The sequence below is a fragment of the Pseudomonas sp. P5_B3 genome (assembly GCF_056400405.1).
On the sequence record NZ_JBFULI010000009.1, the window covers coordinates 1 to 20,041 of the forward strand.

General features: G+C 61.4%; 22 protein-coding genes and 2 pseudogenes. 18 read left to right on the forward strand and 6 right to left on the reverse strand.

Annotated features, from left to right (window positions below; genetic code table 11):
* The first annotated feature begins 139 nt into the window (after positions 1-139).
* Entirely contained in the window at positions 140-1,048 is a 909-nt protein-coding gene (locus AC1DRN_RS07970) for a LysR family transcriptional regulator (protein ID WP_457265978.1), read from the forward strand.
* A gap of 9 nt (positions 1,049-1,057) precedes the next feature.
* Here AC1DRN_RS07970 and AC1DRN_RS07975 read toward each other — a convergent pair whose 3' ends face one another.
* Entirely contained in the window at positions 1,058-1,312 is a 255-nt protein-coding gene (locus tag AC1DRN_RS07975; protein ID WP_057400121.1) for a hypothetical protein, read from the reverse strand.
* Positions 1,313-1,409: 97 nt separating this feature from the next.
* Between AC1DRN_RS07975 and AC1DRN_RS07980 the strand changes: the two are divergent.
* Positions 1,410-1,490: pseudogene (locus tag AC1DRN_RS07980) on the forward strand (glycine zipper domain-containing protein); the annotation flags it as partial.
* A 144-nt stretch (positions 1,491-1,634) separates the two neighbouring features.
* Here AC1DRN_RS07980 and AC1DRN_RS07985 read toward each other — a convergent pair.
* Positions 1,635-2,675, reverse strand: coding sequence for an Ldh family oxidoreductase (locus AC1DRN_RS07985; RefSeq protein WP_457265977.1), 1,041 nt, complete (start codon positions 2,673-2,675; stop codon positions 1,635-1,637).
* Between the two features lie 122 nt (positions 2,676-2,797).
* On the opposite strand from AC1DRN_RS07985, the gene AC1DRN_RS07990 reads away from it, so the two are divergent.
* The 3 genes and pseudogenes from AC1DRN_RS07990 (at position 2,798) to AC1DRN_RS08000 (ending at position 3,859) form a co-directional block, all read left to right on the forward strand.
* A complete protein-coding gene (locus tag AC1DRN_RS07990) occupies positions 2,798-3,109 on the forward strand; it encodes a hypothetical protein (RefSeq protein ID WP_457265976.1) in 312 nt (103 codons plus the stop codon).
* Positions 3,110-3,200: 91 nt separating this feature from the next.
* Positions 3,201-3,332: pseudogene (locus tag AC1DRN_RS07995) on the forward strand (peptide ABC transporter substrate-binding protein); the annotation flags it as partial.
* A 155-nt stretch (positions 3,333-3,487) separates the two neighbouring features.
* Positions 3,488-3,859, forward strand: coding sequence for a fe2+ zn2+ uptake regulation protein (locus tag AC1DRN_RS08000; RefSeq protein ID WP_223463112.1), 372 nt, complete (start codon positions 3,488-3,490; stop codon positions 3,857-3,859).
* Between the two features lie 8 nt (positions 3,860-3,867).
* Here the strand turns inward: AC1DRN_RS08000 and AC1DRN_RS08005 are convergent, their stop codons facing one another.
* Complete coding sequence (locus tag AC1DRN_RS08005; RefSeq protein WP_007970993.1) at positions 3,868-4,056, reverse strand: hypothetical protein; 189 nt, start codon at positions 4,054-4,056, stop codon at positions 3,868-3,870.
* A gap of 157 nt (positions 4,057-4,213) precedes the next feature.
* On the opposite strand from AC1DRN_RS08005, the gene AC1DRN_RS08010 reads away from it, so the two are divergent.
* Positions 4,214-4,351 (forward strand): hypothetical protein, encoded by a 138-nt coding sequence (locus AC1DRN_RS08010; RefSeq protein ID WP_178086788.1) that lies wholly within the window; start codon positions 4,214-4,216, stop codon positions 4,349-4,351.
* Positions 4,352-4,358: 7 nt separating this feature from the next.
* Here AC1DRN_RS08010 and AC1DRN_RS08015 read toward each other — a convergent pair whose 3' ends face one another.
* On the reverse strand, positions 4,359-5,282 hold the full coding sequence (locus AC1DRN_RS08015) for a LysR family transcriptional regulator (protein WP_223463111.1): 924 nt from the start codon (positions 5,280-5,282) through the stop codon (positions 4,359-4,361).
* A 117-nt stretch (positions 5,283-5,399) separates the two neighbouring features.
* Between AC1DRN_RS08015 and AC1DRN_RS08020 the strand changes: the two genes are divergently transcribed.
* From AC1DRN_RS08020 to AC1DRN_RS08055, 8 genes are all read left to right on the forward strand, one after another.
* A complete protein-coding gene (locus AC1DRN_RS08020) occupies positions 5,400-6,395 on the forward strand; it encodes an aldo/keto reductase (RefSeq protein ID WP_457265975.1) in 996 nt (331 codons plus the stop codon).
* Between the two features lie 207 nt (positions 6,396-6,602).
* Entirely contained in the window at positions 6,603-7,049 is a 447-nt protein-coding gene (locus AC1DRN_RS08025) for a DUF411 domain-containing protein (RefSeq protein WP_223463109.1), read from the forward strand.
* Positions 7,049-7,483, forward strand: coding sequence for a YqaA family protein (locus AC1DRN_RS08030; RefSeq protein ID WP_457265974.1), 435 nt, complete (start codon positions 7,049-7,051; stop codon positions 7,481-7,483). Before AC1DRN_RS08025 ends, AC1DRN_RS08030 begins: the two co-directional genes overlap by 1 nt.
* An 85-nt stretch (positions 7,484-7,568) precedes the next feature.
* Positions 7,569-8,594 carry an alpha/beta fold hydrolase gene (locus AC1DRN_RS08035; protein ID WP_457265973.1) on the forward strand — a complete coding sequence of 342 codons (1,026 nt, stop codon included), beginning with the start codon at positions 7,569-7,571 and terminating at the stop codon, positions 8,592-8,594.
* Positions 8,595-8,607: 13 nt separating this feature from the next.
* Entirely contained in the window at positions 8,608-9,561 is a 954-nt protein-coding gene (locus tag AC1DRN_RS08040; protein WP_223463106.1) for a D-2-hydroxyacid dehydrogenase family protein, read from the forward strand.
* 279 nt (positions 9,562-9,840) lie between these two features.
* Positions 9,841-10,383, forward strand: coding sequence for a tetratricopeptide repeat protein (locus tag AC1DRN_RS08045; protein ID WP_223463105.1), 543 nt, complete (start codon positions 9,841-9,843; stop codon positions 10,381-10,383).
* A gap of 66 nt (positions 10,384-10,449) precedes the next feature.
* On the forward strand, positions 10,450-10,932 hold the full coding sequence (locus AC1DRN_RS08050; protein WP_411740717.1) for an RNA polymerase sigma factor: 483 nt from the start codon (positions 10,450-10,452) through the stop codon (positions 10,930-10,932).
* Entirely contained in the window at positions 10,932-11,693 is a 762-nt protein-coding gene (locus AC1DRN_RS08055) for an anti-sigma factor family protein (RefSeq protein ID WP_223463104.1), read from the forward strand. The genes AC1DRN_RS08050 and AC1DRN_RS08055 overlap by 1 nt, the downstream gene beginning before the upstream one ends.
* A 47-nt stretch (positions 11,694-11,740) precedes the next feature.
* Here AC1DRN_RS08055 and AC1DRN_RS08060 read toward each other — a convergent pair whose 3' ends face one another.
* Both AC1DRN_RS08060 and AC1DRN_RS08065 read right to left on the reverse strand, forming a co-directional pair.
* Positions 11,741-13,042, reverse strand: coding sequence for an ATP-binding protein (locus tag AC1DRN_RS08060; RefSeq protein ID WP_457265972.1), 1,302 nt, complete (start codon positions 13,040-13,042; stop codon positions 11,741-11,743).
* Positions 13,043-13,046: 4 nt separating this feature from the next.
* A complete protein-coding gene (locus AC1DRN_RS08065) occupies positions 13,047-13,748 on the reverse strand; it encodes a response regulator (RefSeq protein WP_223463102.1) in 702 nt (233 codons plus the stop codon).
* 293 nt (positions 13,749-14,041) lie between these two features.
* Between AC1DRN_RS08065 and AC1DRN_RS08070 the strand changes: the two genes are divergently transcribed.
* The 4 genes from AC1DRN_RS08070 (at position 14,042) to AC1DRN_RS08085 (ending at position 20,005) form a co-directional block, all read left to right on the forward strand.
* Positions 14,042-15,199, forward strand: coding sequence for an efflux RND transporter periplasmic adaptor subunit (locus tag AC1DRN_RS08070; RefSeq protein ID WP_457265971.1), 1,158 nt, complete (start codon positions 14,042-14,044; stop codon positions 15,197-15,199).
* Between the two features lie 15 nt (positions 15,200-15,214).
* Positions 15,215-18,313 carry a multidrug efflux RND transporter permease subunit gene (locus AC1DRN_RS08075; protein WP_457265970.1) on the forward strand — a complete coding sequence of 1,033 codons (3,099 nt, stop codon included), beginning with the start codon at positions 15,215-15,217 and terminating at the stop codon, positions 18,311-18,313.
* Positions 18,314-18,447: 134 nt separating this feature from the next.
* On the forward strand, positions 18,448-19,089 hold the full coding sequence (locus AC1DRN_RS08080) for a DUF1345 domain-containing protein (protein ID WP_223463099.1): 642 nt from the start codon (positions 18,448-18,450) through the stop codon (positions 19,087-19,089).
* A gap of 76 nt (positions 19,090-19,165) precedes the next feature.
* Positions 19,166-20,005, forward strand: a complete 840-nt coding sequence (locus AC1DRN_RS08085) for an AraC family transcriptional regulator (RefSeq protein WP_223463098.1) — start codon at positions 19,166-19,168, stop codon at positions 20,003-20,005.
* The last annotated feature ends 36 nt before the right edge of the window (positions 20,006-20,041 follow it).

Below are 20,041 nucleotides of genomic sequence, written 5' to 3' on the forward strand. Positions count from 1 at the left end.
CCTTGCCACCGGGCAAGGCGCCGATTTGCAGGGCCGCAACGATTGACTTGGGCATTTCGAAAACTCCATTCGCATCAGGGGTTGCTCATTCTCCGGCGTCACATGATCATCAATAAAGACCGATTCACTGCTGAATGATATGAGCCAAATGAATATCACCGACATCGACCTCAACCTGCTCAAAGTCTTCGAAGCGCTGCACGAAGAGTCCAGCGCCAGCCGTGCCGCCTTGCGCCTGGGCGTGACGCAATCGGCAGTCAGCGCGGCCTTGCGTCGGTTGCGCGAGGTGTATGGCGATCAACTGTTCGTGCGCACCGGACGAGGCCTGGCCCCCTCGCTCAAGGCCAATCAGCTCAAACCGGTGGTCAGCGATGCCCTGAACAAATGCCGGCAGAGCCTGGCGATGGTCGATCCGGCCGCGCAACAGTACGAAGGTCGCTCGGTCACTGTGGGAATGTCAGATGATTTCGAGATTGCCTACGGCCGGCGGCTGATCAAAGAAATCGCCCGCAGTGCGCCGAAGTTGCGGCTGATTTTCCGCCAGACCCACAGCCAGATCGTCGCCCAGGCGTTGCTGGAGCGCAGCATTGACCTGGCTATTACCGCGGGCGGGTTTGCCGAGCGGCTGCTCAGCCGTCAGGTGCTGGGGGAAGGTGGTTATTTGTGCCTGGCGGACCCGTCGAGCCTGGTCGAGGGCCAGCAGAGCATCAGTCTTGAGGAGTTTGTGGCCCGCGAACACATTCTGGTGTCGTCCGGCGGTTTTATCGGGATTACCGATGAAGGATTGGCGGCGCTGGGACTGAGCCGACGGGTGTGCGCCTCGACTACGCATTTTGCCGCGTTGCCGCATTTGCTCAAAGGCAGCCGGGCCGTGGCGACCATTCCGGCCCATGCCGCCCGAAGCATCGCAACGCTCAGCGGACTGGCGCTGCTGCCCTGCCCCCTGGCGTTGCCGCGTTACCCGATCGAACTGGGCTGGCGCACCAGTACCCAGCTCGACCCGGTGGTGTTGAAAGTGCGCGAGGCGATTGTCGCGAGTTTCACGTGACGACCGATGTTACTTGTTGGCCGCCATCAGGCGATTGACTTCACTGCGCACCATGTTGGCGAATTCCGGGGGCGACATACCGTCCAGCTCGGCACGTACCCATTCAGCCCACTTGCCTTTGCGCTTGGCCCGCTCGCCGAACAACCGCGCGGCCTCGCCCTTGGCTTTGCCGAGGTTGTTTTGCCAGAGTTCGAACAGACGGGATTTCTCGTCTTCAAGCGCAGCGCGCTCGGCGAGGGGTTTGTCGGCCAGATTGAAGCTCATGGGAATTTCCTGCTGCGTAAAATAGGCGACATCTTACACTGTAGGACGAAATGTCCTGCGTCGGTTTTTCAGCAAGATGGCCTTCCCCGGCAAAATAATTGGTGGGCATCCATGGCAAACCGTGGCCATTTGCGTCGGGTTCGGTCTGGTCGTCGGGTTGCTGCTGGGCCAGCGATAAACGCGCAATCCGCCAGCCATGAAGTCCCCTGTGGGAGCGAGCTTGCTCGCGATGGCGGCAGTCCAGTCAACATCTGTGTTGAATAGGCTGACGTAATCGCGAGCAAGCTCGCTCCCACAGGTTCTACAGCGCCTGTTGACAGCGTCACTCCCCCGCCAGCTCCCGCAAGTTCGCCAGCATCTGCGCATCCAGCTCAATGCCATTGACCTGTGATTTGGCGCGTTGATGGTGACGCCGGTCACCGGGCAAACGCTTCAAGCCGACACCGTGCATTTGCCGCACCAGTTCCTGGCTGCGCTCGGCAAAATTTTGCCCCGCCGATTTGCTCGGGTCGATCACGATAAGCAATTGGCCAGTCCAGGGCGTCTTGGCGCCGGGATGGTTGTTCCAGTCGAATTCGAAGGAAAAATTGCCGCCGGTCAGTGCCGCCGCGAGCAACTCGACCATCATCGACAATGCCGAGCCCTTGTGCCCGCCAAAAGGCAGCAATGCGCCGCCCTCAAGAATCGCTTTCGGGTCTGTGGTCGGCTGGCCGAGGCTGTCCACGCCCATCCCTGCCGGCAAGCGTTTGCCCTCGCGTGCGGCAATTTGCACATCGCCATGGGCAATGGCACTGGTGGCCAGGTCGAAGACAATCGGTGCGCCATCGGCCCGCGGCGCAGAGAAGGCAATCGGGTTGGTGCCGAACAGCGGCCGGTCGGCACCGTGGGGCACCACGCAAGTCATGCTGTTGACCACGCTCAAGGCCACGAGGCCTTCATCGGCGAAGGGCTCGACATCCGGCCACAAGGCAGCGAAATGGTGCGAGTTACGGATTGCCAGCACCGCAATGCCGGCACTTCGGGCCTTCTGCACCAGTAGTTCACGTGCAGCCGCCAGGGCCGGTTGCGCAAAGCCGTTAGCGGCGTCGACCCGCACAAACCCTGAAGCCACATCTTCGACCACCGGAACGGCCTGGCCATTGACCCAGCCGCTTTGCAGCGTCGAAACATAACCCGGAATCCGGAATACCCCGTGACTATGCGCGCCGTCGCGCTCGGCACTGGCGCAGTTTTGCGCAAGCACCCGGGCAACGTCGGCCGACGTGCCGTGACGCAGAAAAATCTTCTCGAGCAAAGCGCTCAGCGCTTCGAATGACAGGTGTGACGAGATCGCAGTAGACGTGTGATCGTGTGGCGCAGACATCTGAAGCTCCAGACTGATTATTGGAGGGAACAACAGCGTACAAAGACCCGCCGATTAACAACGCGCGGCGAGCGACCTGTCAACCTTTCGCTCAGGGTCGATGAGGTATATCCGTATCACGAATGCCCAAGGCCCGTGCGTTAGCCTTGTCGATGGAAACACCCAAGGAAGAATTGTTCGCACGCTGGAACAGTGGACTGAAAAAGTGGGTCAGCCTTGATTCGATTCCGGATTCTGATCACGTCGGCAAGGCCATTCTACGGCTGACTGGCAGCAAGACCATGGAGAAGGCACGGGAAGCTTTTTTAAACGTGCAGGATCCGAAATCCCGAGCCGATGTCATTTTGCACAATGCCGACTCGATCGCCTTTCTGATCTGCGAAATGGACCGGCAACTGGACCCGGTGCCGGTCGCCACGACCTCTGACACCTGATCCCGACGTAATAACGCGCAGATCTGCGGATCTGCGCTGCACAGCGGTGTTTGTCTTGATCTCTTTTTCACGCGCCTCACGCGCACTGTGGATTCGCGTGACCGGTACCCAATTCAACGTCTGGATGTATGAAGACCAGGTCAAGGTCAATCTGATCGAAGGCTCGGTACTGGTCGGCAGCAACGCCGACCAGCCCGGTGACGGCTTGCGCCTCGACCCGGCGCGTTTTACCGCGTAATGGCGCATGGACTCACGGGTTGATCACGCGATGGCGACAAATTTTCTACATTTGAGCCTTCATGATTTGCGCTGCTCATGCGTCTAGTCTTGTAAGAGCGCCCACTTTTTCCTGATCAGGCTCTGAAAAGGAGTTTTGCAATGTACAACTCGCAACTGCCAACGGACGGTAGCAATGCGCCAAAGGGTACTTCCATGGGAGTCGGCGTATTCGAGCCGCGTACCGATCGCCACCGCAACGAGCGGATCAGGATCCTGCTCAAAAGCTTTGGCCTGCGCACCAGCCTGATCCGCCTGAAAGTCATCGATGCCCTGCTGACGGCCGCCGAAAACGACCGCAGCCTTGGCGTGCGTGGCGTGCACAGCCAATTGCTGGACCTGGACATTCCGTTGTCGTTTCTAAGCGTGCGTGAAGTGCTCAAGCGCTTGTGCAGCGAAGGTGTGATAGTCCTCAACCCCGACAAAAGCTACAGCCTGCATCCCCAGGCTGCCGCCATTCTACGCACCCCTTGATCGACTGATCAGGGCTTGACCTTGCGGCGCATCACACCATTGATGACCACCACGATCACCGCCACGCCTATGGCGATGTACTGGAACATTTTTTCGCTGATGACGCCGGTGTTCTGCAACCAGGAAAGGCCAAACATGATCCCCAGCACCACCAGGGAGATCAGAATCGAGTATTTCAAACGTTGCGACTGAGTCATTGCAGGTTCCTGAATCTGAAAATGTATCCGGTTTGTATCGATACGCATGCCAAGTGCCTACCCTGTTTCGGGGATAAACAACTACGAGCGGGGGTCTCATGTTACAGCCGATGAAGAGTTTTGGCTTCATAACGGCGATAACCATGAGGACTTTCACATGTTGCGTCGAATCACATTGCTGATGCCTCTGCTGGCCATCCTGACCTTGAGCGGTTGCATTGTTTACCCCTACGGGGGCTGGCACCACCATCACCACTACGACCATCGCGGACCGGGTTACTACCAACATCGTTAACAGCCATTCAACGTCCTGAATCCTTTCGATAGAAGTCATTGCCGGGCTGGGCACACAGCTCCACCAGCCAATCGACAAACACACGCACCCGCCGGGATAACTGGCGGTGCGGCGGATAAAGCGCCGTCATCGGCATGCCCGGTGGCGGCACTTCTCCAAGCACTTCACACAAGCATCCCTCCTGCAGTTGCCGCGCCACGTGATAGTACGGCGTCTGCACCAGACCATATCCGGCCTCGCACGCTGCCAGATAACCATCGGCACTGTTGACCGCCACCTGCTTGGGCAGATCGACCGACCGCACCTGGCCATCCACGACAAACTCCAGCCCATAGCGTTTTGCGTTGCTGGAGATGTACTCGACCATCCGGTGCCCGTCCAGGTCGTCCAAGGTATGGGGCGTTCCGTGCCGCTGCAGGTAGTCGGGACTGGCACAGGTCACCTGATCCATCATCACCAGCGGCCGTGCCACCAGCGAATCGTCCAGCGGCGAGCCTCCGCGCAACACACAATCGACACCTTCGCGAATCAGGTCCACCGGCCGGTCATTCAAACCTATTTCCAGCTCGATCAAGGGATAGCGGGCCGTGAATTGCGGCAGCGCCGGAATCACTACCAGGCGCCCCACTCCCGCCGGCATGTCCACCCGCAACAGCCCCTTGGGATTGTGGCGTGCAGCACTGAACACCGCTTCAGTCTCTTCAAGATCCGCCAGCAAGCGCACGCAACGCGGGTAATAGGCCGCACCGTCGAGCGTCAGGCTGATCTGCCGCGTGGTGCGTTGCAGCAGTTGTACCCCCAGATGTGCCTCCAGTTGCTTGATCAGGATGGTCACCGAGGCCCGGGGCAATTGCAGGCTGTCGGCGGCCCTGGCAAAGCCACCCAACTCGACGATTCGGGTAAAGACGCGCATGGCGTTGAAACGGTCCATTGCTGGCTCCACCGGCAGATTGTTTAGATTTAACGAATAGTGATAGCCGATTTAGCCGGTTTATCTAGTTTCTGTCGAGACGAACAATAGCGACTCACTTCACAGGGAGCTGATTTCATGCACACACGTCAATTGGGAAAAAACGGTCCGCAGGTGTCGGCCATCGGCCTGGGCTGCATGGGCATGACCGACTTCTACACCACCGGCACGGATACCCGCGAAGCCACGGCCACCCTGCATCGCGCGCTGGAACTGGGCGTCAACCTGCTCGATACCGCCGATATGTACGGCCCGCACACCAATGAAGAACTGATTGGCAAGGCCATTGCCGGCAAGCGCGACCAGGTGTTCCTGGCCAGCAAATTCGGGATCGTCCGCGACCCGGCCAACCCCACCGCCCGGGGCGTCAACGGTCGGCCGGACTACATTCGCCAATCCATCGATGGCAGCTTGAAACGCCTCGGCGTGGAGACCCTCGACCTGTATTACCAGCACCGAATCGACCCACAGGTGGCTATCGAGGAAACCGTCGGCGCCATGGCCGAACTGGTCAGTGCCGGCAAGGTGCGTTACCTGGGATTGAGCGAGGCATCGGTGGCGACCCTGGAACGGGCGCACAAGGTTCATCCGATCAGTGCGTTGCAAAGTGAATATTCATTGTGGAGCCGTGACCAGGAAGAAAACGGTTGCCTGGCGGCCTGCCAGCGTCTGGGCGTCGCCTTTGTGCCCTATAGCCCGTTGGGCCGAGGCTTTCTGACCGGCGCTTTGAAAAGCCCGGATGATTTCGCGGCGGACGATTATCGTCGCTTCAGCCCGCGCTTCCAGGGCGAAAACTTCGCGAAAAACCTGCTGCTGCTGCAACAGGTACAAGCGCTGGCGGCAGAAAAAGGCGTGACGGCGGGCCAACTGGCGCTGGCGTGGGTGCTGGCCCAGGGTGATTACCTGATTCCGATTCCGGGCACCAAGCAACGTAAATATCTGGAAGAAAACGTGGCTGCTCTGGATGTGACGCTGAACGCCGAAGAACTGCACGCGCTGGAAGCGATCTTTCCGGCGAATGCCACCGCAGGCCTGCGTTATCCGGAAGAAGTCATGAAACTGCTCGACCGCTAAGGGTCACCGGCCCGTTCGATGAACCGGGCGGGCCGGGCAACATTCCAACCTGACGATTTTGTAATGCATCCCTCATCAGCCTGACAGCGTTGATCTACGATGATGAAGCTGCCGAGCTCTGTAGTAATTCGAAACACTCCAAGAATACCTGACCCGGAAAAGTGGTCAGAATGCGTTTTTTGCCCGTGAGCCGAGACGAGTTTCCCCATGCGAACCCACTTGCGACTGATCGCCCTGAGCGCCCTGTTCATGTCCTCCCTGGCCCAGGCCGCCGACCTCATCCCGATCGAGGTTCATCGCGACGCCAATTGTGGTTGCTGCAAAAAATGGATCAGCCACCTGGAGGCCAATGGCTTCAAGGTCGAAGACCACGTCGAAGCCAGCATGAGTGAGTTCAAGCAACAGCACGGTGTGCCGCCGCGCCTGGCGTCGTGCCACACCGCGTTGATCAACGGCAAATTCGTCGAAGGTCATGTCCCGGCCGACCAGGTCCTGGCCCTGAGCAAGCGCGACGATCTGTTGGGTATCGCCGCACCCGGCATGCCCATGGGTTCGCCCGGCATGGAAATGGACGGCATGAACGATGCCTATCAGGTCATCGGCCTGAAAAAGGACGGCACTGACGTGGTGGTTGCGGATTACCCCGCCCATTGATGTCCGGCGCGTATCTCGGGCTGTTTTTCGCGGCATTCGGTGCCGCCACGCTGCTGCCGCTGCAATCCGAAGCCATGCTGGTGGGCCTGTTGCTCAGCGATCGGTATTGGCTCTGGGCACTGCTGGCAGTGGCAACATTCGGCAATGTTCTGGGGTCGCTGCTTAACTGGTGGCTGGGGCGCGGGATCGAGCGGTTCCGCGACCGGCGCTGGTTTCCGGTAGGCCCCCGACACCTGGAAAAAGCCCGGCTGCATTATCAACGCTACGGCCACTGGTCATTACTGCTCAGCTGGCTGCCGGTGATCGGCGATCCGCTGACGCTGGTCGCCGGGGTCATGCGCGAACCGCTGGGGCGCTTCCTGCTGATCGTCACCCTGGCCAAAGGCGCCCGCTACGGCGTGCTGGCCGTGGCGACCCTGGGCTGGATGGGTTGAACCATCGAGGGCGGCGATTGCCTGTGTTTAATAGCGCCCTAATCGAGCCGATCCAGCATCGGCGGATTTTCCATGGAGCTCTCCCATGTCGCGTCCCCTCACCCGCTGGTTACCCAGCCTGTTGCTGACCGCCGCCCTGCCCGCCATCGCCCACGCCGAAGGACCGGCATATGGCCCCCAATTGCAAGGTTTCGACTACCCCTACACCCTCAAGCACTTCGCCTTTGAATCCCAGGGCCAATCCCTGCAAATGGGTTACATGGACGTCGCCGCCCACGGCAAGGCCAATGGTCGCAGCGTGGTGTTGATGCACGGCAAGAATTTCTGCGGCGCCACCTGGGACACCTCGATCAAAGCCCTCAGCGACGCCGGCTATCGGGTCATCGCCCCGGACCAGATCGGTTTCTGCACCTCCAGTAAACCGGCGCACTATCAGTACAGCTTCCAGCAACTGGCGACGAACACTCAACAATTGCTCAAGGCGCTGGGCATCCAGAAAGCCACCCTGCTGGGGCACTCCACCGGCGGCATGCTCGCCACCCGCTATGCCTTGCTATACCCCGAACAGGTCGAACAACTGGCGCTGGTCAACCCCATTGGCCTGGAAGACTGGAAAGCCCTCGGTGTGCCCTATCGCACCGTTGATCAATGGTACGAACGCGAACTCAAACTCAGCGCCGACGGGATCCGCACCTACGAGCGCAACACCTATTACGGCGGCCGCTGGAAGCCGGAATTCGATCGCTGGGTCGACATGCTCGCCGGCCTGAACAAAGGCCCGGGGCATACGCAAGTCGCGTGGAACTCAGCGCTGATCTACGACATGATCTTCACCCAACCGGTGTACTACGAATTCCAGAACCTGAAGATGCCGACCCTGCTGTTGATTGGTACGTCCGACACTACCGCCATCGGCAGTGACATCGCCCCGCCCGAGGTCAAGGCGAAGCTCGGGCACTACGACGTCCTCGGCAAACAGGTGGCCAAGCGGATTCCCCAGTCCACGCTGGTGGAATTCCCTGGCATGGGCCACGCGCCACAGATGGAAGAACCGGCAGAATTCCACCAGGCCCTGCTCGCCTGGCTGAACAAGACCAACCCCGTGCGTTGAAGAGGAAAGGCTGATGCCCGTGCAAATTGCAGTGCTTGATGATTGGCAGGATGTGGCGCGGAACGTGGTGGACTGGTCGGCGCTGGACAGCGTCGGCCAGGTGAGTTTTCTCCATGACTACCCCACCGATACCCCATCCCTGGCCGAGCGCCTGGCCGGGTTCGAGGTGATCTGCGTGATGCGCGAGCGCACCCGTTTCGATGAAGACCTGCTGCGCCGCCTGCCGAAGCTCAAACTGCTGGTGACCGGCGGTATGCGCAACGCCGCCCTGGATCTGAAAGCCGCTGCCGCGCTGGGCATTCAGGTCTGCGGCACCGACAGCTACAAACACGCCGCGCCGGAACTGACCTGGGCGCTGATCATGGCCGCAACCCGCAATTTGGTGGTCGAGGCCAATGCCCTGCGTGCCGGCCAGTGGCAACAAGGCCTGGGCGGTGACTTGCATGGCAAGACGCTGGCCATCCTCGGTCTGGGCAGCATCGGTCAGCGTATTGCACAGTTCGGTCAGGTGTTCGGCATGCGCGTGATCGCCTGGAGTGAAAACCTCACCGCCGAACGTGCGGCGCAGGTCGGTGTGACCTATGTCAGCAAGCAGGAACTGTTCGAACAGGCTGACGTGTTGTCGGTGCACCTGGTGCTCAGTGAGCGCAGTCGGGGCCTGGTGGATGCACAGGCACTTGGCTGGATGAAGCCCACGGCGCTGCTGGTGAACACCGCTCGCGGACCGATTGTCGATGAAGCGGCGCTGATCAAGGCGTTGCAGAAACAACGGCTGGCCGGTGCCGCACTGGATGTCTTCGAGCAGGAACCGCTCCCTGCCCACCATCCGTTTCGGACCCTGGATAACGTGCTGGCAACGCCCCATGTCGGATACGTGAGCCAACAGAACTACCAGCTGTTTTTCTCGCAAATGATCGAGGACATCCAGGCCTGGGTGGCGGGTTCACCCATTCGTTTGCTGGGCTGATACCGCGTCATCGTTCATCGCGAGCAAGCTCGCGCCCACAGGGTTACATTGGCGGACGCAGCAATTGTGCCCGGCACAAATCCTCTGTGGGAGCGAGCTTGCTCGCGATAGCGGAGTTTCAGTCGACATAAACGTTGAATGACACTGCGCTATCGCGAGCAAGCTCGCTCCCACAACGAATAATTGTTCATGCTGCAGTGTTCTCATCACATCGACCTTGCACTGCGTCTGACGAGGCGCGACCTGATCTGAAACCCGTGAACCTCTGGAGCAAAGCCCATGAATATTCGTTTTGCCGTTCTGATGACCCCGCTGTTGCTGACCGTTGCGTTGTCCGGCTCCCTTGCCCTGGCCAACGGTGGTGGCGGCGGTAACGACATGCCCACCAGACCCACCTGCCCGAAAGGTCAGGTGCTGGATACCCGATCGCAGCGGTGCGTCAGGCAGACCAGCAACCTGGTGCCGGACGAAGACCGCACCAACTATGCGTATCAACTGGCCAAGGACGGACGTTACGAAGAAGCTCTTGCCCTGCTTGACACGCTGAAACAGCCAAATACGGCAAAAGCGCTGAACTATCGCGGCTACGCCACGCGTAAACTAGGGCGTACCGACGAAGGCATCGGCTATTACCTGCAATCGGTGAAACTCGACCCGCAGTACGCGCAAGTCCGCGAATACCTCGGCGAGGCCTATGTGATCAAAGGCCGGCTGGATCTCGCGCAGGAGCAACTGCAGCAGATCAAATCCATCTGCGGCAATACCCAGTGCGAGGAGTACCAGGACCTGGCCGAAGCCATCAACGACTCATCGAAAACCTGACAACCCGAGCGGACGGAGGTCGCCATCGCCAGCGATCAGGCAATACGAACGGAACTGAACCAGCATCTGGCGCGGTTATGGCGCTACGGCCTGCTGCTGTCCCGGCAACGGCATGTCGCCGATGACCTGGTGCAGGCCACCTGCGTGCGGGCGCTGGAACGGGCCGCGCAATTCGTGGCGGGAACGCGCATGGACCGCTGGCTGCTGAGCATTCTGCATTCGATCTGGCTCAACGAAGTCCGCGCCCAGCGGGTGCGTCAGGGTCAGGGTCAGGTGGATGCCGATGAGGCCTTGTCGTTCGATGGTGAATCCGTGGCCCAGACCCATGTGTTGGCGGCACAAGTCATCCGTCGCGTCGATGCGTTGCCCGAGACCCAGCGCGAAACGGTGTTTCTCGCCTACGTCGAGGGCTTGTCCTACCGCGAAGTCGCCGACGTGCTGCAAGTGCCCATCGGCACGGTGATGAGTCGCCTGGCCACCGCTCGGGCGAAACTGGCCGAATATCCACCGTTGCACACGGTGCCGCACCCTTACCGAGGAGAACATTGATGAGCGCGAGAACCTCGGACGAACAACTGGTGGCCTACCTCGACAACCAACTCGATGCCGAGCAGCGCTCGCGCGTCGACGCGGCCATCATCAAAGACCCGATGCTCGGCCTGCGCCTGCAATGGCTGGATCGCAGCAGCCTGCCGTTCAAGGACGCCTACGATGAACTGGCCCGGCAGGCGCCGGTGGATCGCCTGCAAGCCATGCTCGCCACGCTGCCTTCACCCGCCCGCCCCGGGCTCAGTCGACGCTGGTTCCTGGCCGCCGCGGCCGGGCTATTGGCCGGCGGCGTGCTGGCGGACCGTTTGTTCCTCGGCTGGCAAGCGAGTCGGCAGACACACAACTGGCGCGGCCTGGTGGCCGATTACATGGCGCTCTACGTGCCGGAAACCCTGGATCATTTACCCGCTGATGAAGCCGCCCAACGGGCACAACTGCGGACCATCGATGCGCGCCTGGGCCTCGATCTCGCGCCGGCAAAACTGAGCCTGCCTCGTGCCGAGTTCAAGCGTGCGCAAATCCTCGAGTACGACGGCGCGCCCATTGCCCAGATCACCTACCTCGATCCGGTGCACGGCCCCATGGCGCTGTGCATGACCCGCTCCAACAGCGGCAGCCGCCAATTCGCCCATGAACAGCGGCGCGAGCTGAACATCGTGTATTGGGCTGACATGGAACACGCCTGGATGCTGATCGGGCATCAGCCGATCGCGGATCTGGAGGCGATGGCGAAGCTGTTGCGTAGTCGCCTGAGTACCTGAGAAACCCTGGCTCAACGCAGGCGCTGCGACAGTGCCTGCGAAGCGCGTCAGGCCGAACCCGGCAACCACAAGCGAAAGCGCGCCCCGCCCAGCGGCGAGGCTTCCACCGTCAGCGTGCCGCCTTGGGCCTCCAGCGCGCGGCGGCTGATCGCCAGCCCCAGGCCGAAACCACCCGTGGCGCGGTCGCGGCTGCGGTCGAGGCGGTAGAACGGTTCGAAAATCCGTTCGCGCTCGTCATCCGGAATGCCAATGCCGTCATCGTCGACCCAGATTTCACAGGCGCCGGCATACACCTGCACACCGATCTGGATACGCTTCTCGCAGTAGCGCATGGCGTTGCGCAGCAGGTTTTGCAGGGCGCGAGCGGTCAGGCGCGGGTCCAGGCTGAAGCGTTCGAGTTGGCCGTGCAGCAGCACGTCGATGACGATATCCGGGGACTCCAGTTCTTCGTCGACGCTGCCCAGAATGCTGTCGATGAATTCATCCAGCGACACCTCGACCTGCTCTGGTAGCCGCGCCGGGTTTTGCAGGCGACTGTAGGACAGCAACTCCAGCACCAGCTCATCAAGCTCACGAATGTGCGCCACCAGGCTTTGCAGGCGCTCGCGGCTGGCCGCTGGCAAGTCGTCGGACAGCGCCAGCGCCAGGCCGAAATCCAGGCGCGTCAGGGGCGTGCGCAACTCGTGGGATACCGCATTGAGCAAGTCCCGCTGCTGGTTGAGCAGGTTTTCGATGTCGCCGGCCATGGTGTCGAACACTGTGGCCAGGCTACCAATGTTGGAGCTCGGGGAGATTTGCGTGCGCTCGCTCAGGTGCCCCTTGCCAAAGCGTTCGGCCGTGCCCTTGAGGCGCTCCAGATCACGCCAGTGCGGGCGCAGCCACAACAACAGGCAAGCGAGCATGGTCGCGCCGATCAGGACGTTGATGCTCCAGTACAACAGGTTGACGTCCAGTGGATCGGGCGGCACGACCATTTGCACCACGGTGTGCTCATTCAGCGGCGCGACCGCCAGCGTGCGCCAACCCCAGTCGCCCACGCGCACGACGTTCTCGCCGCGCTGCAAACGCTGCTGCTCATCAGGCGTCAGGCTGCTGTCGTCATTGCTGCCGAGCACGATGTGCAGCGGATTGAAGTCCTTGTCCATTTCAGCGGCCAGGGCCGGCCACTGCTCGGCCGGGGCTGCGTGAAACTGTTTGACGATCAGCGTTTGCAGCCCACGGGAATAATCGAGGTTGTAGGTGACAAAGCGCTCGTGGAACACCTTGATCACCAGATCCGGCACCAGGTAAATCGCGGCGCTGAAGGAGACGATGGTCACCAGGTACAAACGAAAGAGGATTCTGAACATTGGCTCAGCATTCCCATTCGGAACGGCTGAACAGGTACCCCTTGCCCCACACGGTCTTGATCTTGCGCGCCTCGCCGGCGTGGTCGTCGAACTTGCGCCGCAATTTGGAAATCGCCACGTCCACCGAACGGTCAGTGCCATTGAATTCGATGCCACGCAGGCGTTGCAGGATCTGGTCGCGACTCAACACTTCACCGGCATGCCGGGCCAGCACCACCAGCAGGTTGTACTCACCACTGGACAGGTCCACCAATTGCCCGCGCCAGGTCACGGTGCGTTCAGACAGGTCGATGCACAGGTTGCCCATCAGAATGCGGTCGTTGGCGGTCTGCGGTTCGCTGAGGCTGCTGCGGCGCAACAAGGTTCGCACCCGGGCCAGCAGCACCCGCGGCTCGCACGGTTTGGTGACGTAGTCGTCGGCGCCCATTTCCAGGCCCAGGACCTGGTCGTGGCTGTCATCGCGGGCGGTGAGCATCAGGATCGGCAGGGTCGCCGAATCGGCGCGCAGCAAACGACAGACTTGCAAGCCGTCGAGGCCGGGCAGCATCAGGTCGAGGATCACCAGGTCCGGCGGATTGAGCCGCGCTCGTTCGCGCACATGGTCACCACGACCGATCACGCTGACGGAATAACCGTTGCGTTCCAGGTAGCTGGCAATCAGTTCGGCGAGGGCGGTGTCGTCTTCGACCAGGAGGATGTTGGGCATGGGTGTTTCCAGAAAGTGCTTTGGCGCCAGATAGATTGCCATCGCGAGCAAGCTCGCTCCCACAGGGATTTGATGTGAACACAAATGTTGTGAACACCACCGGCCACTGTTGGAGCGAGCTTGCTCGCGATGGCGGCGTATCTGGCGCAATAGAAATCAAGGACTGAAGGATATACGCCCTCACGCACACCTGAGTAAAACCCTTACACAATTTCACACAGCACCAACAAAGCTTCACCGCTACCCTCGCCTGCGCCCAGTAGGATGCTGGGGGTCATTATTGGGGTTATTACATGTCAAACAATCTGCTTGCCAGGCTCAGCCTGATTGCACTGGCGCTGATGCTGGCCGCTTGCGACAAGGCGCCGACTGCCGAAGAGCAGACGCCACTGGCCACGGTTCGCATCGAAACCATCGAAGCGCGGCCACTGACCATCAGCAGCGAACTGAGCGGGCGGATAGCCGCACCGCGCATGGCCGAAGTGCGTGCCCGCGTGGCCGGCGTGGTCTTGCAGCGGACTTTCCGTGAAGGCAGTGATGTGAAACAGGGTGATGTGCTGTTCCGCATCGACCCGGCGCCGTTCAAGGCTGACCTGGACAGCGCCGAAGCGGCGTTACGCAAGGCCGAAGCCAACGCGTTCCAGGCCAGATTGCAGGAACAGCGCTACGCCCGGTTGATCGACGACAAGGCCATCAGCGGTCAGGACTACGACAACGCCCGGGCCAATGCGCGGCAGACCGCCGCCGACGTCGCCGGCAACAAGGCGGCGGTTGAGCGCGCCCGGTTGAACCTCGGTTACGCCACAGTCACGGCGCCGATTTCCGGGCGCATCGGCCGGGCGCTGGTCACCGAAGGCGCGCTGGTCGGGCAGAACGAAACCACGCCGCTGGCGCTGATTCAGCAACTGAACCCGATTCACGCCGACCTGACCCAGTCCACCCGCGAACTCAACGAACTGCGCCGCGCCTTCCGTTCCGGCCAGTTGCAGCAGGTCGGCCAGGACCAGGCCAAGGCCACGCTGATTCAGGATGACGGCAGCCTCTACCCGCTGCCGGGCAAAATGTTGTTCAGTGACATCAGCGTCGACCCGGGCACCGGCCAGATCATCCTGCGCAGCGAGTTCCCCAACCCCGACCTCGACTTGCTGCCCGGCAGTTTCGTGCGCGTACGCCTGGAACAAGCGGTCAACCAGCAGGGCATCAGCGTGCCGCAACGGGCCATCCAGCGCGACAGCGCCGGCATCGCCCAGGTGCTGCTGCTCGACGGCGAACAGCGGGTCGGCCAGCAACCGGTCGAACTGGGCGCCGTGCAGAACGATCGCTGGATCGTCACCAGCGGCCTGAAAGCAGGCGACCGCATCGTCATCGAGGGACTGCAGCACGCCCGCCCCGGCGAGAAAGTGCAGATCGACGACACCCCTCTTCCACTTGCCCAGGTGACTGGTCAGTAAGCAGGACGCTTTTTTATGCCGCAGTTCTTTATTGACCGCCCGGTGTTCGCCTGGGTGGTTGCCCTGTTCATCCTGCTGGCCGGTGCGCTGGCCATTCCACAACTGCCGGTGGCGCAATACCCGGATGTCGCGCCGCCACAAATCGAAATCTACGCCGTGTACCCGGGCGCTTCGGCGCAAACCGTGGACGAGAGCGTGGTCAGCCTGATCGAGGAAGAGCTCAACGGCGCCGATCACCTGCTGTATTTCGAATCCCAGAGCAGCCTCGGCAGCGCGACCATCAAGGCCACCTTCCAGCCGGGCACCAACCCGGAACTGGCTCAGGTAGATGTGCAGAACCGCCTGAAAGCCGTGGAGTCACGCCTGCCACAAGCGGTGATCCAGCAAGGCTTGCAGGTGGAGAAAGTCTCCTCCGGTTTCCTGCTGTTGATCACCCTGACGTCCAGCGACGGCAAACTCGACGACGTGGCGCTCAGCGATTACCTGGCGCGCAACGTGATGAACGAGGTCAAGCGTCTGGACGGCGTCGGCAAGGCGCAGCTGTACGGCGCCGAGCGGGCGATGCGGATCTGGATCGACCCTCAGAAACTGCTTGCCTTCAATCTGACACCGGCGGACGTCAACGCCGCCATCGTCGCGCAAAACGCCCAGGTGTCGGCGGGCAGCATCGGCGATCTGCCGACCCGCACCACCCAGGAAATCACCGCGACCATTCTGGTCAAGGGTCAGTTGTCGACCCCCGAAGAGTTTGCCGACATCGTCCTCAAGGCCAATCCGGACGGTTCTACCGTGCGCGTCAGCGATGTGGCGCGGGTCGAGATCGGTAGCCAGGAATACCAGTTCTCCACGCGCCTGAACGGCAAGCCGTCCACCGCCGTCGCCGTGCAGTTGTCGCCCGGTGCCAACGCCCTGAACACCGCGACCCTGGTGCGGGCGAAGATGGATGAACTGTCGCGCTACTTCCCGGCGAACGTCGAATACAAGATCCCGTATGACACCTCGCCCTTCGTCAAAGTCTCGATCACCAAGGTGGTCTACACCCTCTTTGAGGCGATGTTGCTGGTGTTCGCGGTGATGTTCCTGTTCCTGCAAAACATCCGCTACACGTTGATTCCAACCCTGGTGGTGCCGGTGGCGTTGATGGGCACCTTTGCGACGATGCTCGCGCTGGGGTTTTCGATCAACGTGCTGACCATGTTCGGCATGGTGCTGGCCATCGGCATTCTGGTGGACGACGCCATAGTGGTAGTAGAGAACGTCGAGCGGATCATGGCCACGGAGGGTTTGTCACCCAAGGAAGCCACGCGCAAGGCCATGCGGCAGATCACCGGGGCTATCATCGGCATCACCCTGGTGCTGGTCGCGGTGTTCATTCCAATGGCGTTCATGCAGGGCTCGGTCGGGGTGATCTACCAGCAATTTTCGCTGTCGATGGCCACGTCCATCCTGTTCTCGGCCTTCCTCGCCCTGACCTTGACTCCGGCCCTGTGCGCGACATTGCTCAAGCCGATTGCCAAGGGCGAACACCACGAAAAGACCGGCTTCTTCGGCTGGTTCAACCGTCGCTTCGAGCAACTGACCGAGCGCTATCAGGGCTGGGTTGCCTATGCACTGAAACGCAGCGGGCGTTTCCTGCTGATCTACGGTGTGCTGCTGGTGGGTCTGGGCGTGTGCTTCAGTCGTCTGCCCTCCTCGTTCCTGCCGGTGGAAGACCAGGGTTACACCATCACCGACATTCAATTGCCACCGGGCGCGAGCAAGAACCGCACAGTGCAGGTGGCCGAGCAGGTTGAAGCGCACAACGCCGGGGAACCGGGCATTCGTGACAGCGTGGTGATTCTCGGATTCAGCTTCTCCGGCAGCGGGCAGAATGCGGCGCTGGCGTTCAGCACGCTCAAGGACTGGTCCGAGCGTGGCAGTGACGATTCGGCCAGCTCGATTGCCGACCGGGCCAACGTTGCCCTCAGCCAGATCAAGGACGCGGTGACATTTGCCGTACTGCCACCGCCCGTGGATGGCCTGGGTACATCCAGCGGATTCGAATTTCGCCTGCAGGATCGCGGCGGCCTCGGTCATGAGAAGTTGATGGAGGCTCGCACCGACCTGCTCGCGGCGGCCGAAAAAAGCCCGATCCTGATGAACGTGCGCGAAAGCGCCCTGGCCGAGGCACCGCAGGTGCAACTGATCGTCGACCGCAAGCAGGCCAACGCGCTGGGTGTGTCCTTTGCCGACGTCGGCAACGTGCTGTCCACGGCCGTGGGCTCGGCCTACATCAACGACTTTCCCAATCAGGGGCGGATGCAGCGCGTCGTGGTGCAGGCCGAGGGCGACCAGCGCAGTCAGGTGGCTGACCTGCTGAAGATTCACGTGCGCAACACCCATGAAAAAATGGTGCCGTTGTCGGCCTTTGTGCAGGCCAAGTGGACTCAGGGCCCGGCGCAGTTGACCCGCTACAACGGCTACCCGGCAATCAGCATTTCCGGTGAACCGACGCCGGGCCACAGTACCGGCGAGGCCATGGCCGAGATCGAGCGGCTGGTGGCGCAAGGCCCGGCAGGCCTGGGCCAGGAATGGACCGGGTTGTCGTTGCAGGAACGCCTGTCCGGTAGCCAGGCACCGATCCTGCTGGGGTTGTCGCTGTTGATCGTGTTCCTGTGCCTGGCGGCGTTGTACGAGAGCTGGTCGATCCCGACCTCGGTGCTGCTGGTGGTGCCACTGGGTGTGCTCGGCGCGGTGCTGGCAGTGACCTTGCGCGGAATGCCCAACGACGTGTTCTTCAAGGTCGGGCTGATCACCATCATCGGCCTGTCGGCGAAGAACGCGATCCTGATCATCGAGTTCGCCAAGAGCCTGTACGACGAAGGCCACGACCTGATCGACGCCACCCTGCAAGCGGCACGCCTGCGGTTGCGGCCGATTGTCATGACCTCGCTGGCGTTCATCCTGGGCGTGGTGCCATTGGCGATCGCCACCGGCGCCAGTTCGGCGAGCCAGCAAGCCATCGGCACCGGGGTGATCGGCGGGATGATCACCGCGACCCTGGCCGTGGTGTTCGTGCCGGTGTTTTTTGTGGTGGTGATGAAGCTGGTGCGCAAGCGACATAAAAACACCTGACCAAACACTGGTCCCTGTGGGAGCGAGCTTGCTCGCGATGGCGGTGTGTCAGTCGATGACGGGGGCCTCAGTGATTTCAAGAATGTGTTCACCTGGGCTAAGGTGATTGCACAGCCCCAATCCAACGAGCCTCCATGATCTTCCTCGCACGCACCCACCCTCGCCTGTCCGCCGCCATCCTGCTGGGCATCGCGGTGGGCATTCTGGTTCCGGCCGATTCGCCGATCGGCAAGATCCTCATCGGCTGGAATGCCGGCGTCTGGATCTACCTGTTGCTGATGTTCTGGCTCACCGTGCGTTCGAAAGCGACTGACGTAAAACGCATCGCCGAAATCGAAGACGAAAACGCCGGGCTGGTGCTGGCGCTGGTGTGCATTGCGGCACTGGCCAGCCTGGCGGCCATCACCTTCGAACTGGCCGGCAGCAAAGACCTGGAAACCACCCGCAAGCTGCTGCACTACGGCTTCACCGCGCTGACCGTCATCGGCTCATGGCTACTGATCGGCGTCATCTTCAGCCTGCATTACGCCCGGCTGTATTACATCTGGGACGGCAAGGAACCGGCGCTGCGCTTTGCCGAAGGCCTGACGACACCCAACTACTGGGACTTCCTGTACTTCTCGTTCACCATCGGCGTGGCGGTGCAGACCTCGGATGTCGGCGTCGCCACCCGGGGCATGCGCAAGATCGTGCTGGCGCAGTCGTTGATCGGTTTTTTGTTCAACACCGCCATTCTCGGGTTCTCGATCAACATCGCCGCAGGCCTGTTCGGCTGATGCCTGCACAAACGTTCTAGGCATGGTCCTCGGCCGAGGCGTTTAATAGCCCGGCAAACCGTTTCACAGGTACCCCATGAACACTCACAACTGGATCGACCTGGCCCAGGATGCCGACACCGGCATCGAGACCCTGCGCGCGCATTTCGAAGGTCACGCCTACGACCCGCACTGGCATGACAGCTATTTGGTGGGCGTTACCGAGCAAGGGGTCCAGCAATTCAATTGCCGACGGGCCAGGCACCAGAGCACGCCGGGCAAGGTGTTTCTGCTTGAACCGGGTGACATCCATGACGGCGAAGCCCCGACCGCCGACGGTTTCACCTACCGCATGCTGTACCTCGACCCACAGTGGTTGCAGCGTGAACTCAGTGCCGTGTTCGACCATGCCCCCGACAACAGCCAGCTCAGCTTCGCCGCCACCTTGGCCTGCGATGCGCGTCTGGCCCAGGCCACCAGCCTGGCGTTTGAAACCCTGCATCGCGGTGAACTGAAGATCGTCCGCCAGACCGCCCTCGACGGTTTGCTCGAGCGCCTGACCAGCCACTTGCACTGGCGCGCCCGCGATGGCCAGGACCCGCGTCTGCCGCGGGTGGCACAGAAAGCCCGGGAATACCTGCATGCCAACGCGCAATACGACATCGGCCTCGATCAACTGGCCGCCGTCACAGGCGTCGACCGCTTCCGCCTCTCCCGCGCGTTCAAGGCTGCCTATGGCATGGCGCCCCACGCGTATCTGGTGCAACTCCGCCTGGCCACCGCCCGCCGCCTGCTGGCCCGTGGCGAACAACCGGCGGCGGTGGCGATGGCGCTGGGCTTTGCCGATCAGAGCCATCTGGGGCGCTGGTTCATGCGTGCCTACGGCCTGACGCCGGCGCTGTACCGCAAACGCTGCTCAAATCTTCCAGACAGATAACCCCCGGGATTGTGAAGATCGACTTCACTGATCTTC